The 23,189-nt window shown below is 45.6% G+C and carries 14 protein-coding genes and 1 pseudogene; 12 read left to right on the top strand and 3 right to left on the bottom strand.

Going from position 1 to position 23,189, the window contains the following annotated elements; translation table 11 throughout:
* Nucleotides 1-157 precede the first annotated feature (157 nt).
* The 3 genes from QT987_RS17650 (at nucleotide 158) to QT987_RS17640 (ending at nucleotide 3,431) form a co-directional block, all read left to right on the top strand.
* Nucleotides 158-838: a Crp/Fnr family transcriptional regulator gene (locus QT987_RS17650; RefSeq protein ID WP_333242243.1), complete on the top strand. Its 681-nt coding sequence runs from the start codon at nucleotides 158-160 to the stop codon at nucleotides 836-838.
* Nucleotides 835-2,736 carry a M61 family metallopeptidase gene (locus tag QT987_RS17645; RefSeq protein WP_333242240.1) on the top strand — a complete coding sequence of 634 codons (1,902 nt, stop codon included), beginning with the start codon at nucleotides 835-837 and terminating at the stop codon, nucleotides 2,734-2,736. Before QT987_RS17650 ends, QT987_RS17645 begins: the two co-directional genes overlap by 4 nt.
* A 221-nt stretch (nucleotides 2,737-2,957) precedes the next feature.
* Nucleotides 2,958-3,431 carry a TerB family tellurite resistance protein gene (locus QT987_RS17640; RefSeq protein ID WP_333242237.1) on the top strand — a complete coding sequence of 158 codons (474 nt, stop codon included), beginning with the start codon at nucleotides 2,958-2,960 and terminating at the stop codon, nucleotides 3,429-3,431.
* Nucleotides 3,432-3,936: 505 nt separating this feature from the next.
* On the opposite strand, the gene QT987_RS17635 is transcribed toward QT987_RS17640, so the two are convergent.
* Nucleotides 3,937-4,467, bottom strand: a complete 531-nt coding sequence (locus tag QT987_RS17635; RefSeq protein WP_333054016.1) for a peptidoglycan-binding protein — start codon at nucleotides 4,465-4,467, stop codon at nucleotides 3,937-3,939.
* Between the two features lie 277 nt (nucleotides 4,468-4,744).
* On the opposite strand from QT987_RS17635, the pseudogene QT987_RS17630 reads away from it, so the two are divergent.
* A pseudogene (locus tag QT987_RS17630) lies at nucleotides 4,745-6,241 on the top strand (IS5 family transposase).
* 287 nt (nucleotides 6,242-6,528) lie between these two features.
* On the opposite strand, the gene QT987_RS17625 reads toward QT987_RS17630, so the two are convergent.
* Complete coding sequence (locus QT987_RS17625) at nucleotides 6,529-8,181, bottom strand: NAD(P)H-hydrate dehydratase (protein WP_333242234.1); 1,653 nt, start codon at nucleotides 8,179-8,181, stop codon at nucleotides 6,529-6,531.
* A gap of 114 nt (nucleotides 8,182-8,295) precedes the next feature.
* Here QT987_RS17625 and mnmA point away from each other — a divergent pair, with 114 nt between their 5' ends.
* On the top strand, nucleotides 8,296-9,378 hold the full coding sequence (mnmA, locus tag QT987_RS17620) for a tRNA 2-thiouridine(34) synthase MnmA (protein WP_333242231.1): 1,083 nt from the start codon (nucleotides 8,296-8,298) through the stop codon (nucleotides 9,376-9,378).
* 523 nt (nucleotides 9,379-9,901) lie between these two features.
* Here the strand turns inward: mnmA and QT987_RS17615 are convergent.
* Nucleotides 9,902-10,483, bottom strand: coding sequence for a hypothetical protein (locus tag QT987_RS17615; RefSeq protein WP_333242229.1), 582 nt, complete (start codon nucleotides 10,481-10,483; stop codon nucleotides 9,902-9,904).
* Between the two features lie 664 nt (nucleotides 10,484-11,147).
* Here QT987_RS17615 and QT987_RS17610 point away from each other — a divergent pair.
* From QT987_RS17610 to QT987_RS17580, 7 genes are all read left to right on the top strand, one after another.
* Nucleotides 11,148-13,127: a SpoIIE family protein phosphatase gene (locus QT987_RS17610; RefSeq protein ID WP_333242226.1), complete on the top strand. Its 1,980-nt coding sequence runs from the start codon at nucleotides 11,148-11,150 to the stop codon at nucleotides 13,125-13,127.
* Nucleotides 13,128-13,204: 77 nt separating this feature from the next.
* On the top strand, nucleotides 13,205-13,783 hold the full coding sequence (locus QT987_RS17605; RefSeq protein ID WP_333242223.1) for a DUF6272 family protein: 579 nt from the start codon (nucleotides 13,205-13,207) through the stop codon (nucleotides 13,781-13,783).
* Nucleotides 13,784-14,138: 355 nt separating this feature from the next.
* Entirely contained in the window at nucleotides 14,139-14,483 is a 345-nt protein-coding gene (locus QT987_RS17600) for a slr1659 superfamily regulator (RefSeq protein ID WP_333156933.1), read from the top strand.
* Nucleotides 14,484-14,553: 70 nt separating this feature from the next.
* The gene (locus tag QT987_RS17595; protein ID WP_333242219.1) at nucleotides 14,554-16,029 is read left to right on the top strand and encodes an adenylate/guanylate cyclase domain-containing protein; all 1,476 of its coding nucleotides are present in this window, start codon (nucleotides 14,554-14,556) and stop codon (nucleotides 16,027-16,029) included.
* A gap of 596 nt (nucleotides 16,030-16,625) precedes the next feature.
* Complete coding sequence (locus tag QT987_RS17590) at nucleotides 16,626-17,858, top strand: RNA-guided endonuclease TnpB family protein (RefSeq protein WP_333242216.1); 1,233 nt, start codon at nucleotides 16,626-16,628, stop codon at nucleotides 17,856-17,858.
* A gap of 217 nt (nucleotides 17,859-18,075) precedes the next feature.
* Nucleotides 18,076-22,914 (top strand): PAS domain S-box protein, encoded by a 4,839-nt coding sequence (locus QT987_RS17585; protein ID WP_333242213.1) that lies wholly within the window; start codon nucleotides 18,076-18,078, stop codon nucleotides 22,912-22,914.
* A complete protein-coding gene (locus tag QT987_RS17580) occupies nucleotides 22,889-23,038 on the top strand; it encodes a hypothetical protein (protein ID WP_333242210.1) in 150 nt (49 codons plus the stop codon). Before QT987_RS17585 ends, QT987_RS17580 begins: the two co-directional genes overlap by 26 nt.
* Nucleotides 23,039-23,189 lie beyond the last annotated feature (151 nt).

Genomic DNA, 23,189 nt, shown 5'->3' with positions numbered 1-23,189 from the left:
CTATGCGTACAGGGCTGGGAAGTTTGAGGCGGTAATTGTCCCGCTGAAAGTGCAACACTTTCATCACACTCCCGCCAACCAGTCCCAAGGCGGTAGTAATCAAAAAAAGACAATATAAAGCCGTCCTAGAAGGACGGAGTTTCTACCCATTTTTTTGATGAAGACAGAAGCTTTCAGTGAGCTATTCCCTCTATTTAAGGGTGCTAACCCAGAAACCTTGGGAGGGCTGCTATCAAATGCCGTCAAGCATGAGTATCCCCCGGGCCGAGCTGTGGTGATGGAGGATTCTTGGGGCAACGCGATTTACTTTGTCGTGTCTGGCTGGGTAAAAGTCCGCCGCTTGTCAAACGATCGAGCTGTATCAATGGCTATTTTAGGACGGGGTGCCTTCTTCGGCGAAATGGCAATTCTGGACGAATCTCCCCGATCGAATGACGTACTTGCTCTATCGCCCGTGCGACTTCTGAGCGTCACAGCTCAGCGATTTATCCAAACCCTGTTTAAAGACCCGCAATTGCACCACCGGATGCTGCAACTGATGGTGCGGCGACTCCGCCAAACCAATCTCCGCTATCAACTCCGAAACCGCCAGCCTGCGGTTAAACTAGCAAATACTTTAGTCGAGCTGGCAGAAAACTACGGTCAGAAAACTGCTGAGGGCAAAGATATCTTCAATATTCCTTATGAAGACTTAGCTGATGTCACAGATATCACCCTAGATGAAACCAGCAAAATTATGGAAAAACTCGATAGTAAAGGTTGGATCAATATCGATCCAGACCACCAAACTATCCATTTGCTCAACCTCAAGCACTTGATTAATTTGGCAAGTCAATGACTGATGTTACTTCTTTGGATACCTCGTCCGCTGCCGGCAACCGTGAGGGGCAACTAACAGCACCGACAATTCAATATTCGGTGGCGATGCCCAATCCTGAATCCCATCTCTTTGAAGTAACTTTGCGCGTGCAAGGTTGGTCGGAGTCGGTTCTGGATTTAAAAATGCCTGTCTGGACTCCCGGTTCTTACTTGGTTCGAGAGTACGCCCGCCACCTGCAAGATTTTAGCTCGCTATCGGGCGATCGAGCTTTACCTTGGCGCAAGCTCAGCAAAAATCACTGGCAAATCGAGACCGATTCGGTGTCAGATATCACGGTTCGCTACCGCATTTTTGCCAACGAACTGACAGTGCGAACCAATCATTTAGACTCGACTCACGGTTATTTCAATCCGGCGGCTTTGTGCTTTTTCTTGCCCGGTTTTGAGAGCAACTGCTACACCGTAACCGTTGTGCCGCCGCAGCCGGAATGGCGCACCGTTACTACTTTGCCGCCTGTTTCTGGCCAAAATCTTACTTTCGCTGCTGCGGATTTTGACACTCTCGTAGACAGTCCTTTTGAGATTGGCTGTCACGAAGTATACGATTTTGAAGTGATGGGAAAACCCCACCAGCTAGTTGTTTGGGGAAAAGGCAATTTAGAACCCGATCGCACGATTCGAGACATCCAAAAAGTGATCGAAGTTGAGGCAAAAATGTTCGGCGGTTTGCCTTACGAACGCTATGTGTTTTTCCTACATTTGTCCGGCTCTGGTTTTGGCGGTTTGGAACACAAGGAGAGTTGCACTCTCAACTATCCGCGTTTTGGTTTTCGGGCTAAGGAAAAGTATGAACGCTTTATTCAGTTGGTAGCTCACGAGTTTTTTCACCTGTGGAATGTCAAGCGCATTCGACCGAAAGCTCTCGAAGTATTTGACTACGAAAAAGAGAATTATACTCCTTCTTTATGGTTCTCTGAAGGCACTACAAGTTATTACGATTTGGTGATTCCTTTTCGCTCAGGTCTCTACAGCGTGAAAGGTTTTTTCCAAGGTATGGCTAAGGAAATTACTCGCTTGCAGACGACTCCGGGGCGGAGTGTACAGCCTGTGAGCGAGTCGAGCTGGGATGCTTGGATTAAACTTTATCGCCGGGATTCTAACAGCGACAACTCGCAGATTTCCTATTATTTGAAAGGGGAAGTTGTTTCGTTTTTGCTCGATTTGTTGATTCGCGCCAAACACCGCAATGAGCGATCGCTCGACGATGTGATGCGTTTGATGTGGCAGAAGTTTGGCAATGCTAATTCTGCCCAAAACGGCGATTTTGACCTGAAGTCGGGAACAGACGGCAAATCGGCGCATTTGACCTCAAACGGACAGTTAAATTCTCCTTCGCTACCCGCAGAAATAGGCTTTACTCCCGAAGAGTTGCAAAGTGCGATCGAGTCGGTCGCCGGCATCGATTTGAGCGACTTTTTTGCGCGCTATATTGACGGCACAGAAGAGTTGCCTTACAACAAGTATCTGGAACCTTTCGGGCTAGAACTCACCGCAGGTGAAACTAGCGAAATACCTCGCATCGGTTGGACGTTGGGAACGGAAAACGGGCGGGAAATGGTTAAATTTGTCGAAGTAGGATCTCCGGCACAATTGGCCGGAATTGATGCGGGAGACGAGTTGCTGGCGATCGAAGGTTTTCGGGTAAATTCAGAACAAGCGGGCGAGAGACTAAAAGATTTCAAGCCAGGGGATATCGTCTCGGTGACAGTTTTTCACCAAGACGAACTGCGGACTTGTCCTGTTACTCTCGCCCCGCCGCGCCCGATGCGTTACTCGATCGTGCCGGTGGAACAGCCCACCGCTATTCAGAAACAAAACTTTACTGGATGGCTGGGAGTTCCTTTATCGAAATTGTGACCTAACAGAAGGTGAACGGGAAAGAAAAGACCAGAAGAAATCAAGCTCAATTCCCAATTCCCAATTCCGCTAGCATCCTCCTGGTAAAATTGAATCACCCGTCAATACTCAACTATCATTCAGTTTTTCGACTGACAGTTAACAGTCAACAGTCAACAGTCAACAGTCAACAATAATTCCGGTTGCACCGGAATTAATATTACCAATTACCCATTTTGATTATGCAAACCCCACCTCCTCCATCAATTACGCCCCGCCAAATGAATCTGCTGAGAATTGTTGCTTCTATGGCCTGGGCTGACGGCGAACTCGCCACAGAAGAAGTTAATTTAATGCTCGATCGCTTTTGTCGTTTGTTTGCCCCAGATACCGACGGACAACAAATGCAACAAGAACTGCGGGATTACATCATGCAAAATATCCCCCTTGACGAGTTGATCGGCCAACTAGAAACTCAAGATGAAAAGGAATTAGTCTTGCAACTAGGCTATGAAGTGATTTCATCTAGTTCTCGCACTCCCGATGAACCAAAAATTAACGCTGAAGAAGCCGCAGCTTATCAAAAATTAGTGCAGTTGCTGAATCTTTCAGAGGATGTGGTCAAGCGTATTGAAGCTGAATCATCGGCTGCAGATACTTCAGAGGGAATTGTCGAGAAGATGGCTCACAAATTAGAAAAGTTCATCAAAGGCTAGTTCGGGACTTGCGTGCGCTTGGCTTAAAAACCCGGTTGATTTCTAGATTTCTCGTTACTCAACCTGGAATTTTTCGTAGAAACCGGGAATAAGCCTGCCATCGGTAAGTCTTGTTAGGTAAGTATCGAAATAATATTTTTCTGAGTGCAACTATTTACAACTAAATCAGAAGGGAAAAAAACCGGATTGTGACTCCCAATTTCCCAAGATATACTAACAAAAAAACACGGAAAAGTCGAGAATATTTTTCATCGCCTGGAACGGTAACAGAATTTGCGTGAAGCGAAGCTATCCCGCAGGGAATCAATCGCCCTTCCCGCGCGCTGCCTTACCCTTAACGAGAATTAGGGACTTAGGCAAAGCCTAAATCCCTAATTGATCTACAGATTTTTTGCGATTACTGAAAGTGATATCGTTTCCGGTTGCATCAGAATAATAAAATCGAGTCAACAGTCAACAGTCATTTCGCTCGTACAACCGGAATTGATATTAATCCAACCAGTCATTAGTGCGGTAACTTGCTGAGGGCGTGCCAAGTTCTGTAGCCGACAATTCCATCTTGCGGTAAAGCCATGCTCAGTTGCAATTGTCGCACTGCTACATCTGTCATCGGCCCGAATAATCCGTCAATGAATCCGAAATAGTATCCATTGATTTTCAAGACATTCTGAACAATTTTAACAGCATTACCAGAACTGCCCTTCATGACGATCGGCATATTCACAGGTGCACCAGAGTATAGTGCTTCCCAAGTGAGAGGGCCGACAATCCCATCTTCTTTTAAAAAGACGCGGTGTTGATAGCCTATGACCCCGTTGTAAACTTGGACGCCGAAAATACCGTCAATCGACCCGAAATAATAACCCCAATGAAATAGAAGCTGTTGTAGTTCCTTGACAGCTTGACCTGTTGAACCCCTTTGCAAAGTCGGTTTGTTTACTCCCGTGGTTTCAGCAAATGCCAGAGTTGATTGAGCAGTAGTATCGGCGACGAGAGCCATAGTTTCATTGTTCAAGCTTCTTTCTTCGGTGTACATAATGTGGTTCCTCTCAACATTTAAGTTTTGGTGTTTGATATTTCAGGTATAACTGGTGGGATTTGTGGATGCACAGTCACTTTTTAGAGTGTCACTCATGTGAGTGTCGCTCGTTTGAGTTACCCGTTGGTTTGTCGTAAGGATCGCGAATTAAATAGGGTTTGCTGAAGCAGTTGCAAAAGTAAACACTGTATGAGTTGTGTTACCCTAAAAAGGTGGAAGGGTGCAAGAAAAACAGGTATAATGACTCAAAACCCGTGCATCACCACCTGCGATCGTGTACAGAAAAGCTGAGCTTGCCCCAAGCCCCCCATCCGACTTTAAACTACCCTTTGAAGGAAGGTTGTCAGGAGATAACCGTTGGGTAAAGATGGCCGAACTTATCCCGTGGGATGAATTTGAAGCAGAATATGCTGAAAATTTCCCGACCGAAATGGGCTTAAGAGCCAAATCATTTCGGATGGCATTGGGGGCATTAATCATCAAAGAAAAACTCTTAATTAGCTCAGCGAGAAACAGTAGAACAAATCCGTGAAAACCCGTATCTACAATACTTTATCGGTCAATCACTCTACAGCAACGAGTTCCCATTTGACCCGTCGCTATTAGTTCACTTTCGACGGGCGTATTAGTGCGAATCTAATTAATAAAGTGAACGAACGCCTGGTGGAAAAAATGCGCGAAACCATCCCAGTCAAACCCGAAAAAAAAAAGGATTCGGACGCAAAAAATGAATCACCCAATCAAGGAAAATTAATTGTAGATGCGACCTGTGCTCCAGCGGATATTAGCTATCCGACGGACTTAGGGCTATTAAACCGAGCCCGAGTTCATACCGAAAAAATCATCGACATTCTCTATAAATCTCTCACAGTAAAAATCAAGAAAAAACCCAGAACCTACAGAAAAATAGCCAGAAAAGACTACTTAGCAGTAGCCAAACAACGACGACCGACCAGAAACAAAAAAATCCAAGCAATTAAAAAACAACTGCAATATATCAAAAGAAACTTGGCTCATATTGATCAGCTAATCGAATCAGGTGCGACTCTGGAAAGTCTGACCAAAAAGCAATATAAAACTTTGCTAGTCCTCACAGAAGTCTATCGCCAACAACTCTGGTTATTTGAAAATAACAAACAGAGTATTGAGGACAGAATAGTAAGTTTAAGCCAACCCCACATCCGTCCCATTGTTAGAGGTAAAGCAGGAAAACCAGTAGAGTTTGGAGCTAAACTGTCAGCGAGTTGCTTTGATGGGTATGTGTTTTTAGAGCGAATAAGCTGGGATAATTTTAACGAATCAGGAGACTTAAAAGCACTCATTTGAAGCATTTAAAAGTTACACAGGATACTATCCAGAATCAGTCCATGCAGATCGCATTTATCGAACAAGGGAAAACCGAGCTTGGTGTAAAGAAAGAGGAATTAGAATTAGTGGGCCTCCGTTAGGAAGACCACCAGCAATTGTGAGTAAGGAAACAAAGAAACAAGCCTGGGAAGATGAGAGAATTCGTAACTCTATTGAGGGCAAGTTCGGACAAGGTAAACGAAGATTCAGCTTGAATCGCGTGATGGCAAAACTTGATAATACTTCTGGTACAGCTATTGCTATTACTTTTTTAGTAATGAACCTTTCTACCTGGTTAAGACGGGTTTTTTGTGTGTTTTTATGTCAAAAACCAAAAATCACACCTGTTTACGGGTTAATCATTACTAAAAGCTATAACTGGGCAAGTTATAGTCAACAAAAAATTATGTTTCGCCGAGCTTGAATCACCCATTAATTGCGATAGCGAGTTTTCTTAACTTATTCAGCAAGCCCTAAATAACTTACAATTTTAATTGTTATTGTGGGATGGGCGTCCCGCCCGTCCTTTTTGGACGGGCGGGACGCCCATCCCACACACTTGTGGAAGTTATTTAATTCTCATTCCTAATGAATATAAGTTGTAATATCTTTATGAGGACTTCCGTTGTCAATACAAACCAAGGGGTAAGGTGCGCGGTACACACCAATACAAAGATGCGGGTACGCACTCTACAAACTCATGTCGATTGTTTACTCAGCAAATTCTCGCAAAGCTGGAATTAAATACTGTGTCAAAGTAAAGGCATCTACTCCTAATTCCGTCCGTTCTTTAGCAGCCATGATTCCGGCTTGAGCGTGCCACCAAGCTGCTGTTACAGCAACTGATTTAGGGGGGGACTTGCGGGCGATCGCACTTGCTAATAGTCCCCCTAACAAGCCAGTGAGAACGTCGCCGCTGCCGCCTCTGGCGAGGGCTGGGGTGCTTTCGGGATTGAGGTAGGTGATGGTACGTGAAGCGTAGCTATCCCGTAGGGAATCGCCCTCATCCTTCCAACTTATGCACACTCTGGCTCCTTTGAGCAATATCGTTGCACCGCAAAGCTGAGCTGCTGCTTGACTTGCGGCAATTCGATCGTCGCCGGTTTGCTCGGCTAATTCGGGAAATAAACGCTTGAATTCGCCCGGATGAGGCGTGATAATTGTCAGTGCTGGGCGTTCGGACAAAATCGGGACTGTGCCGAGTTGAGCGAGGATATTTAAACCGTCAGCATCTAAAACCAGAGGTCGATCGCTCTCCAGTAAAGATTCTACAGCTATTGCCGCTTCCAATGTCAGACCTGGGCCTGCGGCGATCGCATCATAGGTACTCAAATCAATTGCTACTGGCAACTCGCTAATTGCACCGCTTTGGGTTTCGGGACATCCTATAACTAATGCCTCTGGTAACTGGCTGCTCAAGATCGATTTAATCGACTCAGGAACAGCAATTGACAGCATTCCGATGCCGCTAGCTCTTGCTCCCAATGCTGCCAAAATTGCGGCTCCGCTGTAGCGGCGGGAACCTGCAATAATTAGTAAGTGACCATTGGTGTATTTGTGCGAAATTGGCGATCGGGGTAACGGCAAATGCTGAGTTGCCGATGCTTTTGTAATGCGTTGTATTGCTGGCGTTTCGCCCAATATTGCTGCAATATCTGCTGTGGGAATATCAAAATCAATTAATTCGGAACTTCCGATATATTCTAACGCTCTGTCTTGCAGAAATGCCATTTTCCACAAACCCAAACATAATGTATGTTTTGCCCGGATTGCCGTTCCCAAAACTTCTCCTGTATCTGTATGAATTCCCGATGGAATGTCTATACTTAAAAGGGGTATATTTAAATTATTTATTTCGTCAATAGCGGCGGCTGTGGAATTAGTAATTTTTCGTTCTAATCCAAATCCAAATAAACCATCTACGAGCAACTCGCAGTTTGTCAGATTTTCAATATTATCAACAAATGGGATATTTAAATAACGCGCATAATCAGCGTGATTTTTTGTTAGTTCTTTTAGTTTAGAAAACGGGCAGTAAATAACTACTTGGAACCCTTGAAAGTGCAATTCGCGAGCAACAACCAAAGCATCGCCGCCGTTGTGTCCCGGCCCAACCAATATGCCGATAACTGGCAATTGAGAATTAACAAGATTTTTCCCTTCTTCCCTTTTCCTTCTATCCGTTAAATCCCGTACACTGCTAGTTGCCGAACTTCCTTCCGCTTTCAAAATCTCCTGAATGCGTCTAGCAAGCAGTCCCGCGACTTTTTCCATTAAAGCTGCGACTGGCATTCCCGCAGCAAAGATTCTCGTTTCTATTTGCCGCATTTGGTCGGCGGTGACAACAAATTTTTGAATGGTCATATTAATGCTAAAATTTCAGCTAACAGCAGCAGTGGCAATTTGTAGTATACTTGTGGTATAATAAATTAGCTCGATCGAACAAAGTAACAGTAAAATAGCAATTTCTCCCCAACCATGAACAAGATTGTTGTAGGCCTCTCCGGCGGGGTCGATAGTTCCGCAGCAGCCGCAATTTTACACCATCAAGGATATGAAGTGGTGGGTTTAACGCTGTGGTTGATGAAGGGCAAAGGTCAGTGCTGCTCTGAGGGAATGGTCGATGCCGCTAAAATTTGCGAAGATTTGGGCGTTCCCCACCACATTGTTGACAGCCGCGAGGTCTTTCAGGCAAGTATTATTGATTATTTGGTGGAGGGTTACAGTGCAGGAGTTACACCTCTGCCTTGTTCGCAGTGCAATAAAACTGTGAAGTTCGGGCCGATGCTTAAGTTTGCTCGCGAAGAACTCGGAATTGAAAAAATCGCTACAGGCCACTACGCTAGGATTACTTACGATGCTGCTACTGGTCGCTATCAGTTGCTGCGGGCGATCGACCCTGCGAAAGATCAGTCTTATTTCCTGTACGATCTAACACAGGATTTGTTGGCGGGTACGGAGTTTCCTTTGGGGGAAATTACCAAGACAGAAACTCGCAGAATCGCGGCAGAATTTGGCTTGACAACTGCGGATAAGCCGGAAAGTCAGGATTTGTGCTTGGTGGAAAGTAACGGTTCGATGCGGGCTTTTCTGGATAAGTACATTGCGCCACAAAAGGGTGACATTGTGGACAAGTCAGGGCGGGTGCTCGGACAGCATGACGGTGTTCACCACTACACCATCGGCCAGCGGAAAGGACTTGGGATTGCTGCACCGGAACCGCTGTATGTGATTGAACTTGATGCTGCTGGCAATCGGGTAATTGTGGGCGATCGACAGTTGGCAGTAGAATCTGAATGTACAGTCCAGAAAGTGAATTGGGTTTCTGTAGCTGCACCGACGACTCCGATTCGGGCTCAGGTACAGATTCGATATCGATCGCAACCCGTCCCGGCTACAATTATTCCTGTAGAAACCTCCCAAGCAGAGGAAAAAGTCGGCGGTACAAGAGTTAAGTTGATTTTTGACGAACCGCAGTTGAGCATTACCCCCGGACAAGCCGCTGTTTGGTATGACGGCGATGTGCTATTGGGCGGCGGCATCATCGAAAAAATTGGGTAGAAACCCCGTCCTTCTAGGACGGCTTTACACGGTGTCGTAGTATAATTTCAGTGGTCAATGACCCACCCGCGACGATGGAGACATAAACCCTAACACCAAAGTTTGCGATGTTTCGCAACGGGGAAGAAAAATCGGTAGACCGGGAAAAGAGGATGGGGCAATGAAATATGCATCCCTTGAATCAAAACGACAAAGAAATTCTTCTGTGGAATTTCGATACATAAAAACCGCTGGGCTAGCGGAGTTAGTCTGTGGAGCTAACATAAGACCATAAAACTCCTTGTGGGTAGAGGCAGTTGCTATGAAACAGAAACCTAAATCGTGAGGTTTGGGAATCACCGCGCCTTTAGGTCGGTGAGGATGTCAACGAAAGAAACCAACTCCCAAATTAAGGCAAGGGGCGGGCTAGAAGCCCAACCCCTACTCCCCACCAGAAACTTCCCACAAGAAAATTCACACTTTTTGGAACAGGCATCTTGCCTGTTCCAAAAGGAAGTTTATCTTTGATTTCACAGACTCAAATTTACCTAGCTAACTTTTTTTCCAAACGCAAAATATTTCCCCTAGCATTAGTACGGTAAACCCAAGTTTGCCTACCATCCGAAACCACAACCCGCCAACCTTCAACAATCATTTGACCGCAAATTTCATCGGCTTTCGAGAGTCCTAAACAAGTATTCGGCCAACTTTGTCCGCTTGATTCAGTTACTTTCAACTTGTCAGCAGCAATGCCAGTGGAGTCCGACAACTGTCGGCGAACTGCTTCTGCTACGGTTGCGGGCAATTGCTTAGGGGGATTTTGGCGCGTACCCTCGGCCAAATTCCCCGGTTCGGAAGTGAGAGTATTAAGTGCCAATACCGAATAGCTGATGTTTTGGGGCACCGCGGCTGAGGAAAATTGCTGCGCGGTTTGCTGCTGTTGCTTTTCCAACTGGGCCAGGGAATCTTTGAGAGCGCCCGCGTTAGCTGCTGCGGTGTGTCTTAGCGCCGGATACATTTCCCATACCAGAATTCCTGTGAGCACCAAAGCCAAGATTACTGGATTGGGCTGCTTTTGGTCTCGGTTTTTATTTTTTGGAAATTTATTTTGGGAGATTCTTTTCATAATATGCCCTCTGCCTCACTTTACACAATGCGCGATCGCTCCTGAACACTCAACTGCAGATACTTATTTAGACACTATTGCTGGTGCTATTGGTTCCTTTGTGCAGAACCGATTTGACTGCTGGTGCGTGGGGCGCAAGTATTTTCTACTCGCCGCCTGCAGTTGTGTTTCAGGAAACTTGCACTACCCAGTTATTACTTAATTTTTACTTGTTGTCTCCGGGTATTAAGAAAAATTTATGCTTAAGTAAATATTCTTAAAAGCCTCTACTCCTGCCCCCGAATCTCAGTACAAATTACTATTCTTCGTTCCAAAACTGCTAAACGTGTTTTAGACTGGGGGAGGCGAGCTCAGCCAAGGATATCACAGGGATGCCACAAAAATTGTTGCCACTGGACGAAAACGCATTAGAAATTAAATCAGCTAAGCTGTTCGGCATTTAAAAGAGGATAGTAGGGTGCGTCATTACAGAATTGTTTCTCGCATAAGCGCATAAGTGTTCACTCCTGACGCACCCTACAAGCCTCGTTACTGGTTTAAATGCTCCACAGCTTATCGCTGATTAATTATATTAGCATTCGGGTTTTCTAGAGCGATCGTCCCCGCAACTACTTTAGTAGCGATCGCTACTTTTTTAGTACAATATTCTTAAAATCTATCGATTATGAACAGAAAATCCCTGGGAATCCATTTAATGAATCGGCTGAGCTATCCTCAAAAATTTACCTTAATTGGTTTTCTATTTGCAATACCGTTAACCTTGGTCATGTACCTGCTAATTTCCGAAATTAACAGCAGAGTTGATTTTGCCCAAAAAGAAATCTACGGAAATGAATACCTGCGGCGACTGCGCCAGTTGAGGGAATATATACCGAAACTTCAACTCTTAAATTATCCGAATCAGAGGTTAAATCCTAGTTTAAGCAATTCAGAATTAAGAACAAATTTAAAAGCCAAGATAGACAATAAATTTCAAGCGATGGCTAATACAGATAGCCAGCTTGGAAACACATTAATATCCAGTAAAAAATTTAATAATCTTTATCAAGATTGGCACAAATTCAAACTTCGCCACAGCCATTGGAGTTTAGAAACTTACGATTTTTTCTATCAACGTTTAGCTACAGATATTGATAGACTGAGCGCTCGCGTCGGCGATACTTCTAATCTCATTTTAGACCCGGATCTAGATACCTATTATTTGATGGATGCTACTTTGCTGAAACTTCCAGAAATCCAAAAAATATTGTCAGAGATTAGGCTGATCTCTCAAATAAACAACTTGCGTTCCGATGCCACACCTGAAGAAAGAGCGAAACTGATTACTTTGGCAGGCAAATTGAGAGAAATTAATCAGAATTTAGCTATCCATATGGAGGTAGGATTTAGCAATAATCCTCACGGGAATCTGATCCCGAAATTAAGGGAGTATTTAACAAACTTTAACTCGGTAGTAGAGCAGCTAACTGAGCAACTAGATAAACTGATTAAGCCCACAGCATTAGTGGAATATTCTGCCTATCTTGATGGGAGCGATCGAGTTCTGAATTATAGTTTTGAACTGTGGGATAAAACTATCAAGGAATTAGACTTTCTCCTGCAAAAACGCATTGATAGTTTCGTTGCCAAGAAACGCATAATTTCTATTGTTGTGTTAATAACCTTAGCCATAGTTATTTATTTATTTGTAAGTTTTTATAGAAGCGTTATGCAAACTGTTTTTGTCCTTGACGAAGCTGCAAAAAAGATGGCAAGCGGCAATCTTGACCACAAAATTATTTTGGATAACAGAGATGAACTGGGGCAAGTTGTGGGTGCTTTTAACAAAATTGCCGATGCCTTAGTTGGTGCAAATCAAGAAATTACTGTTCTCAACGATCGCCTAAAAGCAGAAAATATGCGAATGAGCGCTGAACTAGACGTTACTCGCAAGATTCAGCAGATGCTGCTGCCCAAAGACTTAGAACTCAATGAAGTTGTGGGGTTAGATATTGCGGGATTTATGGAAGCTGCTGAGGAAGTAGGGGGCGACTATTACGACGTACTCCAACACAAAGGTAGAGTGAAAATTGGCATTGGAGATGTGACGGGACACGGATTGGAGAGCGGTGTTTTAATGATTATGGTGCAAACGGCAGTAAGAACTTTGCTCGCCTACAATGAACCAGACCCAGTAAGATTTTTAAGTGCTATTAACAGTGTAATTTATGATAACGTGCAGCGGATGAAATGCGACAAAAATGCTAGCCTTGCCTTGCTAGACTATGAGGAGGGGATGCTGAAGTTGAGCGGCCAGCACGAAGAAATGATTGTTGTGCGGTGTAACGGTTGTGTAGAGCGGTTTGATACAATCGATTTGGGTTTCCCGATCGGGCTGGATGTAGATATTGCTGAATTTGTTGCTGAGAAAATTGTGCATTTGCATTCAGGAGATGTGGTTGTGCTTTACACTGACGGGATTACGGAAGCTAAAAATATGGATAAACTGCTTTATGGTTTAGATAGGTTAATTGAGGTAATAAAAATTCATTGGCAGCGTTCTGCTGCCGAAATTAGGCACGCTGTAATTAAGGACGTGCGATCGCACATCGGCGAACAAAAAGTTTTTGATGACATCACATTGCTGGTACTCAAACAAAAATAACTACTTGAATATCCCTCCTAAAGTTTAAAATATATTCAGTGATCCCCCTCATCTCAAACTTTAGCTCTCACATCGATATGACTCAGATTTTCGGAGATTTCATCGAGCAGCCCGCTAGCCAAGAATACTTAATAATTGGATTTTCTCCGAGTTCGGTTCCTCTCAAGCAGCGGTGGCGGAACAACGGTTTGTCTGCTGATTTTCTGGCTGATTACCTGACGACTTTTTTTCCGGGCAACCAAGATGAACCCTCGACAATTGAAAGACAAGCTGAAATAAAAAGTGCTGTTAGCTACATTGCCAACGAGTTATTGGAAAATGCCATGAAGTTTAATGATGAAACCTCCGACTACCCGATCGATATTAAACTGCAATTAGAGAGCGAGGGAGTGATTGTCTCAGTGGCTAACAGCATCTCTCCGCAAGCTGTGGACAAGTTTCAGGCTTATATTCAGGAGTTGCTGGCCTCGGAGCCAAGCGAACTTTACCTTCAGCGGTTGGAAAAAAATGCTGCTGACGACAACTGTACCAATTCTGGATTGGGTTTGTTGACCATGCTCACCGATTATACCGCCAAACTTGGCTGGAAATTCCAGACCGTGCACAAAGACCCGGAAGTAATTGCGGTGACAACTATGGTGCAATTAACAGTTTGACATACCTCCTCGTCCTTTCATGAGCGAAGATTCCTTAACGCTTCACAGCAACGCGCTACCAAAGTAGTCTTACCGTTGCTCCACGTCCGTTTATAGTCTCCCAATGCCCGCTAGGCGACTATGTTTCGTTGTACTCAAGCAAAAAGCTTGGTGTCTTCAGGGTTGCAGTTAAGCATTGCCCCTCCGAACTGTCTAGGTGCGCTCCGCTCTCATCGTAGCTATTTCAACGCGTCTTGAGCCTGTAGACTTCTCTATTCTAGCTCAAAGCCCTCGTAGAAGGACGGGGTTTTAGACCCATTTCTTTGATAAGCAACGCTAGCGATCGATAATATCTAAGGGACTTTTTTTTGTGGCTATGGAAATTAATACAGAAGATTACCAGATCTGTTACGATCCAGCAACGGCAACCGTGAGTTTTATTGGATCTCTAAGGCTGAGCGGGCCTGCTGAGTACGCGCCGATAGCGCAGTTTCTGACTAAAGTTGCCGACTTGGAACCGACGAAAATTACCCTCAATTTGCAGCAGTTAGAATTTTTGAACAGTTCTGGCATCAATATGCTATCGAAGTTTATTATCGAGATCCGCAAAACAGCCAGGGTGCAAATGGCGGTGCAAGGCTCTCAAAGCATAGCTTGGCACGGTAAATCTTTGAGGAATTTTCAGCGCCTGATGCCTGGTTTGCAGTTGGAATTTCTATAAAAACACGATTAATTTTAGGGTGCGAGATGTTAAGCAATTTTTTGTTAGTCGAGGCGCAAATTCTCGAGTTATGCTGGAAGAACAACCATCTAGAGAACAGCTACTTTTAGAGATAGAAAGATTGCGCCAGCAAGTGGAAGACTTGAAGGAGGAAAAAGCGGATCTGGAAATCTTGCTGGAAACTACTGCTGAACATTCCGATACGGTTGAAACTGAGTTACGCTCTCGCGCATTCGAGGCGGTGCGCGAAGGCGAAATCAAGCTGGCTCAATTTCTCGAAGCGATTCCGGTAGGCGTGGTAGTGCTCGATTCTCAAGGCAAACCTTACTACGTAAATCACGCCGGACAGCAGTTACTCGGTCAAGGAGTTTTGCCCTTAAATTCTGTTGAGGATTTGTCAGAAAGTTATCAAATTTATATCGCGGGAACGGAGACAATTTATCCTTTCGAGAATTTGCCGCTCGTCCGAGCTTTAAGGGGCGAAAACGCGACTGCTGACGATCTGGAAATTCATCGAACCGACAAGAAAGTTCCCCTAGAAATTTGGGGAAGGCCAATTTTTGACGATGGTGGCAAAGTTGCTTTTGCGATCGCAGTTTTTCAAGATGTCACGGAACGCAAAGAAGCTGAATCCCAGCGCCATTTATTTATTAAGGAACTATTTGACCTCAACCAAAATTTAGAAAAATCCCTGGATGCCGAATCAGACTTAACTGATGCTTACGGTAGATTTGTGCCACACCAATTTCTAAATCTGTTGGGATATGAAAGTATTATAGATGTCCATTTAGGCGACCAAGTGCAGCAGGAAATGTCGGTGCTATTTGCGGATATTCGCGACTTCACGACGCTTTCAGAAACTATGACTCCCCAAGAAAATTTTAAATTTATCAATGCTTACCTTTCGCGGATGGAGCCTGCGATTACTAGCAATAACGGGTTTATTGACAAATACATCGGCGATGCAATTATGGCTTTGTTTAGTGACTTTGCAGATGATGCAGTGAAAGCGGGTATTGCAATGCTAAATATCCTCAAAACTTACAACGAATACCGTCAAGGCGTCGGCTACGTCCCGATTCAAATTGGCATTGGCATCAATTCGGGTTCTTTGATGCTGGGGACAGTCGGGGGTAAAAGCCGGATGGACAGCACTGTGATTAGCGATGCTGTTAATTTAGCATCTCGCATTGAAGGATTGACCAAAGATTACGGCGTACCTCTGTTAATTTCTCAGCAGACTTTGGAACGGTTGCGAAATCCCACCGATTATGCAATTAGAATTGTGGATAAAGTACAGGTAAAAGGAAAATCTCAATATGTGGTAGTTTATGAGGTATTTGATGCAGACCCGCCCGAAAGTTTGTCGGCAAAGCTAGCAAATTTGTCTGTATATAATGAAGCTATGTTACTGTGCGAGCGGAAAGAATTCCGAGAAGCAGGAAAATTATTTGAAGAGTGTTTGCGAACAAATCCCAGCGATCATGTAGCTCGCATTTACCTGAAACGCTGTCGGGATTGGCGATCGCTCCTCAAAGGAATTTAAAGCAACTTAGTCTATTTTAGATTTAAGATTGACTTCATATAGCAATCCTCGCATCATTTGTGAATTTCTTACTTTCTCAGAGCGGGTTCGGGGAAGGTTGGGGTGGGGTAAAAAATTTACGACTCCTGTAAGGATGGCTATATATCTTGAGAGAGATGACTGACCCCTAGCATCTGTCAAAGGTGTAAAATATAAATAGCTTTATGCCTGTTACTTCGGAGGATTCTCAAAATAGACCGGCTTAGGGTTCAAAAACCAGCGCTCGGTAATTTGGTGGGAGAACGGCGGCAAGGGCTGAAGCTGTCTCAGAAAAAGTTGGCGGATGAATTAGGGTTTAAAGCTGTAACGTGATTCTTGGACAAAGTTACCCATTGATGGAATTGTTGGGTAACTCTCTAGCAAGTCTCTCGATAACGTCACTAAGACTGCTTGCGGTAAGCTGAACTCGTTTTTCCTCTAGCCACTTAGTAGCAGTCTCGGTTAGGCTGAGGTTGACCTTACGCTTAGGCTCGCTGTAAATCTTTTTTCTAGGCATTTTCTTGTTCCGTATTAATTCCGCATACAATAAGAGTAAGGCAGAAATGAGGTAAAAGCAAATGTTACTTAGTTTCAAGACGGAATTAAAACCTAATAACAAACAGGTGACTAGATTTCGGCAGCATTGCGGAGTAGCAAGACACGCTTACAACTGGGCAAATTCAATCATCCTTGAAACATTGACACTCAGGAAGACGGATAAAACTATTAAGATCCCTTCTGCAATTGATCTACACAAGCGTTTAGTGGCAGAAGTCAAACATGAGCATCCCTGGTATTACGAATCTTCCAAAGCCAGCCCAAAACAGGCTCTAACTGAATTGAGAACAGCTTGGGATAGATGCTTCAAAAAGGTATCTAAACAACCTAGATTCAAAAAGAAAGGTGTATCGGGGGACTCCTTCTACCTAGAACAAGGAACCAAAGCAAAGCCAGGAATTAATAACGACGGCAAGCGTGTCAAGTTACCTAAGATTGGCTGGGTTAGGCTGCACGAACCATTACCAATTACGGCAGTTCACAACTGCGTAATCAGTCGAAAAGCTGACAGATGGTTCATTGCTTTTAAATACGAAATTGAGCAGCCCGCAACTCTACGTGACCGTCCTACTGTCGGAGTTGATATCGGCATCAAGCAGCTAGCTGTTTGTTCTAACGGCGAAGTCTTTGCCAACCCTAAAGCCTATCGTCGGATGAACCGTAAAATGAAACGTCTGCAACGGCGTGTCTGTGCGCGAGTCAAAGGGTCTAACAACCGCAAAAAGGCAATCGCTAAACTAGCCAAGCTGCACCTAAAAGTGTCAAACATCCGAAAAGATGCTATTCATAAGCTAACAACTTACCTCGCCAAAAACCACGGTGAAGTGAAGATTGAAGATTTGAATGTTAAGGCATTTTTGAAGAACCACAAGTTAGCTGGTGCAATCGCCGACTGCGCCATGTACGAATTCAAGCGTCAACTTGAATATAAAACCGAAAAGTTTAACTCAAAATTGACGCTCATAGATCGATTCTTTCCTAGCAGTCAAATCTGTTCAAATTGCTGTAATCATCGGCATAAAATGCCATTAAGAGTCCGAGCCTTTGAATGTCCCAGTTGTGGAAATATTCAAGACCGTGACTTGAATGCGTCGAAAAATATAGAACGTTGGTTTGAAGGAATATTTATTCCAGAACGTTCAGAATTGGCGGTGAGTTCCACCGTGTCAGCCTGCGGAGTAGACAAACCCGACAGCAGTCATGTTGTCGCTACTGTGAAACAGGAAGTTAACACCACAAGCACTCATGTCTAGCTATGTCAAGATTTGGGTAGCTATGGGTAAGTTTTTTAGAACGGATGACCTTTCCCACGATTAATCGTTGGGAAAATGGACAGGCTAAGCCTTCTCGCTTGGCACTCAAGCAAATTTAGATATTGCTGGATGAGTTAGGTAATTCCCCAGATGCAACGCTTGGCGAATGCAGTAAGGCGCTGCGAGCAAGATATTTTTCGGATAAGGAGTACAAAGGGTGAGTGTAGAGGAAATCAACAGCATTTTCAGAGATATTCGACTACTTCCCTATGGTGTGGCCACCCTCTCCGTGGCTTTGGCACTGGCGCTAACCCGATTGCTTTTACCGTGGCTCTACCCAACCACGATGCCCCTGTTTTTCATCGCGGTAATGGTGAGTGCGTGGTATGGCAGTTTCGGGGCTGGGTTACTGGCAACAATTTTATCTACGCTGGCAATCAACTATTTTTTTATTGAGCCGTTCTATTCCTTACAGATAGTTAATGTAGAGACAATTGTTCGGATCGGTATGTTTTCGATCGCCGCAGGATTGAGCGCTTCACTCAGTTTATCGTGGCGCAATGCTCTAAAAAATGCGAAAGCAGCCTTGCAAAATTTACAGGAGGCAAGGTTCCTAGAACAAAAAGCCCAGGTTCGGGGCCAAGTCGCACAAGCTGCGGCGAGGGAGACAAAAGAACAGCTAGAAACGGTACTTTCTAGCATCAACGATGGGTTTTACATCCTCGATCGCGATTGGCGCTACACCTATGCCAACGATCGCTACTGTGAAATGGTTGGAATGCCGCGGTCAGCGATTCTGGGTGAGAACGTTTGGGAGCTATTTCCTGCAGCCGTTGACACCGATGCTTATGTGCAATTTCATCGGGCAATGCGGGAACAAACGCCACTCCAGTTTGATTATCTGTACTCACCTTTGAAAGGTTGGCATGACCATCGAATTTACCCTTCGCCCAGTGGACTGACCGTTTTGCTTGCTGACATTACCGATCGCAAACAGGCGGAACTCCTCCTAATCGAGCAGAAACGACTGCTGGAGTCGATCGCCTTCGGACAGCCACTAGACGACTGTCTGGCAGCCGTGTGTGACTCTGTATCCAAGCTGAATCCGGGTACCCGCGCGGGCTTCATGCTAGCGGATGCTCAGGGGCTGACTTTTAACAGATCGATTACTCCAGACTTTCCACCGTCTTTTGCTGAAGGACTCCAAAATGCTCCGATTAACGATTTGTGCATTGGAACGTGCGGCGAAGCAGTGTATAGCGGTCAGCCCGTGACCTGCGCCGACATTGCCAAGGACGATCGCTGGTCGCAAGCATGGCGAAATTTATGCGTGGCTCATGGCATTCTAGCGTGTCATTCTCAGCCCGTGTTCAGGCAGGACAATCTACCTATGGGGTCGCTGATGCTTTGCTTTAGCGAGGCGCGGATGCCGACTGATTGGGAACATAAACTCGCGGAGTTCGGCACCCAAGTTGCCAGCATCGTCTTCGAGCGCGATCGATCGTTCCAGGCGTTGCGCGAGAGCGAAGAACAGCTCAGACTGGCTTCCGAAGGCGGCAATTTGGGTTTGTGGTATTGGCATAGGGAAACTGACACCCTGAGTTTGACGGACATAGCCAAAGGGATGTTTGGTTTACCCGTGGATCGGGGAATTTCCATGAAGGTGTTTTTAGAAGCGGTGCATCACGACGATCGTCCATTCGTTCACACCGTACTCAATGAGCTCAAAGCGAATCAACCGCATACTGAAATTGAGTATCGGACGCTGTGGGCAGATGGCACCGTTCGTTGGATTTTGGCAAAGGGCGATTGCGCCTATAACGCTGAGGGCATGATAATTTCGACGCGCGGCGTATTAATCGACATCAGCGATCGTAAACAAGCAGAAGAAGCTTTGCGTCAAAGCGAAGAGCAGAGTCGCAACATTCTAGAGAGTATTGATGATGGATTCTTTTCCCTTGATGAGAATTGGTGTTTCACTTATGTGAATCGGTCAGCGGAAATTCTGCTAGACCGGACTGCCAGCGATCTGATTGGGAAAAATGTGTGGGAAGAATTCCCCGGACTTAATGGCAGCGAGTTTGAGCAGGTTTATCGGCGCGTGGCAAACGAGCGCGTGGCTTTGTCAGTCACGGCTTTTTATCCCGATCACGATCGGTGGTATGACGTTCGCACCTACCCTGCTGCGAACGGGATTACCATTTATTTCCGAAATGTCACCGATCGAAAACTGGCCGAGGAGGTATTGCAACAACGAGAAGCAGAACTTCGTTTAGTCACCAATGCCGTGCCTGCCTTGATTTCCTTTGTAGACTCAGACCAGCGTTATCGCTTCAACAATCGAGCATATGAAGAATGGTTTGGACATCCGGCAGCGCAAATCTATGGCAAGCACCTTCAAGAGGTTTTAGGCAAAACTGGCTATGAAGGGATTCGTCCTTATGTTGAGCAAGTCTTGGCAGGACAGGAAGTGACCTTTGAAAGCCAAATTCCCTACAAAGATGGTGGAACCCGTTATATCAATGCCACCTATGTTCCCCGCTTCAATAGCCAGGGAAAAATTGAAGGGTTTGTAGCATTCGTCAACGATATCACCGATCGCAAACAAGCCGAAGCCACACTACGGGAGAGTGAGGCACGGTTCCGGCTGATGGCAGATGCCGCCCCTGTGCTGATTTGGATGTCGGGCACAGATAAACTCTGTTATTACTTCAACCTCCCGTGGCTAAACTTTACCGGACGCACGATCGAGCAAGAAAGGGGCAATGGTTGGACAGAAGGAGTCCACCCCGACGACTTTGAGCGGTGTTTAGACACCTATGTGACTGCCTTTGATGCCCGTCAACCGTTCAAGATGGACTATCGCTTGAAACGCTGTGATGGCATATACCGTTGGATTATGGATGAAGCTGTTCCTCGCTACGGATTGGAAGGTGAGTTCTTGGGCTACATCGGCTCCTGTGTTGATATTGAAGACCACAAACAAGCTGAGGAAGCCCTGCGCGAGAGTGAATCCCGCCTCCGTCTGATCTTTGAAAGCGCCAAAGATTATGCCATCTTCACCCTCGACCTTAACGGCATCATTGCCAGTTGGAACTCAGGGGCAGAAAGGTTGTTGGGCTATACCGAGACAGAAGCAATTGGTTGCTCGAGTCGGATGATTTTCACGCCCGAAGATAACGAACAAGGACAAGCCGAGTACCAGAGGCAAATGGCTCTACTGCAAGGACGGGCAGAAGACGAACGCTGGCACGTCCGCAAAGATGGGAATCACTTTTGGGCCAGTGGATTGATGATGCCCCTGCTTAATGAAGCGGATTGTCCGCAGGGATTTGTCAAAATCATGCAGGACAAGACTGCACAACGGCAAGCAAGTGAGCGCCTGCAATTGCTGTATGAAACTACGCGCGATCTGATGAAGACAGAACAGCCTCTGGCTTTGATGGACACGCTATTCCGCAAACTGGCAGTGCTACTCGATCTGCATTGTTACTACAACTTCATGGTGGAAGAAAAAGACAACCGCCCGATGCTGCATTTGAGAAACTATGATGGCATCTCTGAAGAAAGGGCGCAGGCGATCGCCTGGATCGAAGTAGGGCAATATCTCTGTGGATTGGTTGCCCAAACGCAGCAGCAACTTGTCTTGAATCAAGCCGAACTTTCCACTCATCCGAATGGTAAAGCCCTCTATGAACTGGGCATCACAGCTTACGTGGGTCAACCGTTAATCGCTCAAGGACGGTTATTAGGAACGCTCTCATTTGCCAGTCGGACTCGGACGCACTTCACGCCTGCAGAAATCGAGCTGCTGGGATCGATTTGTGACCAGATCGCTATCGCTCTGGAACGGGCAAATCTGAACGATTCACTCCAGCAGCAAGCCCAACAGCTAAGACAGGCAAATCGGATCAAGGATGAGTTTTTAGCGGTACTATCCCATGAATTGCGATCGCCCCTCAATCCTATTTTGGGCTGGTCAAAGCTGCTGCAAACTGGCAAGCTGGATGCGGCGAAAACCGCCCAGGCGTTAGCGACGATCGAACGGAATGCCAAGCTGCAAACTGAATTGATTGAAGATTTGCTTGATGTCTCGAAAATTCTCCAAGGCAAGCTTAGTCTTAATATTCGTCCAGTTGATTTAGCTTTAACTGTGGAATCGGCGATCGAAACTGTCAATTTGGCTGCTGTTGCCAAATCCATTGATATTCGGACTGTGTTAGATCCTCAGATTGGACAAATTTTGGGGGATTCGGGCCGTTTGCAGCAAATAGTCTGGAATCTTGTTTCCAATGCGGTCAAATTCACCTCGGCCGGGGGGCGCGTTGAGGTGCGCTTAACTCGTGTGGGCGATCGCGCTCAAATTACGGTGGCGGATACAGGGGTTGGCATCGCACCGGAGTTTTTACCCTACGTGTTTGACTACTTCCGCCAAAAAGATGGCGCTACAACCCGCAAGTTTGGTGGCTTGGGATTGGGGCTGGCGATCGTGCGGCATTTAGTCGAACTGCACGGTGGCACGGTTGGGGCAGATAGCGCCGGTGAAGGGTTAGGAGCTACCTTTACCGTAAGACTGCCCCTATCACCGAAGGTAAGACAAGAAAACTCTCTTGCAAGACTTTCGGAACGATCGACTGCGGATGAACCGTTATCCGGGATGCGGATAGTTGTGGTAGATGATGAGCCGGATATGCGAGAGTTGATTTCGTTTTTGCTAGAAGATGCAGGTGCGGAGGTACTGACTGTGGCTGTCCCTCAAGAAGCGCTCACAGCCTTGACTAATTTCCAGCCAGATGTCCTGTTGAGCGACATTGGAATGCCGGGGATGGATGGCTATATGCTGTTGCGGCAAGTGCGAGCTCTGCCGCCAGAACGGGGTGGGCTGATTCCCGCGATCGCCCTGACTGCCTATGCGGGCGAGGTTAATCAACAGCAAGCTTTGCAAGCTGGATTTCACCGACATCTGGCAAAGCCGATCGAACCGGATGAATTAATTAAGACGATCGTCGCACTTCTTAGCAAGAACACTGATGGCCCAGCAAGCGATCAAGATTGAGCCCAAGGATCTCAAACCGATCGAACATTACCAAGCTTTTAAGTTGCTGTGGTTAGGCAGCGATATTTGTATTATCTTCTGTCCGGTCGATTCCCTCCGCTTCGCTTCGCCCGAAATGAGGTAGGGGCGGGTTCAACAACAATATCTGCCAATAATTGACAATCTCAAAAACCCGCCCTGCCGGGATATTATGGTCAATCGCTCGGACATGATATTACAGGAGAATCTATCAATAAATCCGGTTTCTAGTCTAATAGTGCGTAAGTCCTGATAAT

It is taken from the genome of Microcoleus sp. SVA1B4 (assembly GCF_036700545.1).
GTDB lineage: Bacteria > Cyanobacteriota > Cyanobacteriia > Cyanobacteriales > Microcoleaceae > Microcoleus.
This window is presented reverse-complemented; position numbering and strand designations above follow the sequence as displayed.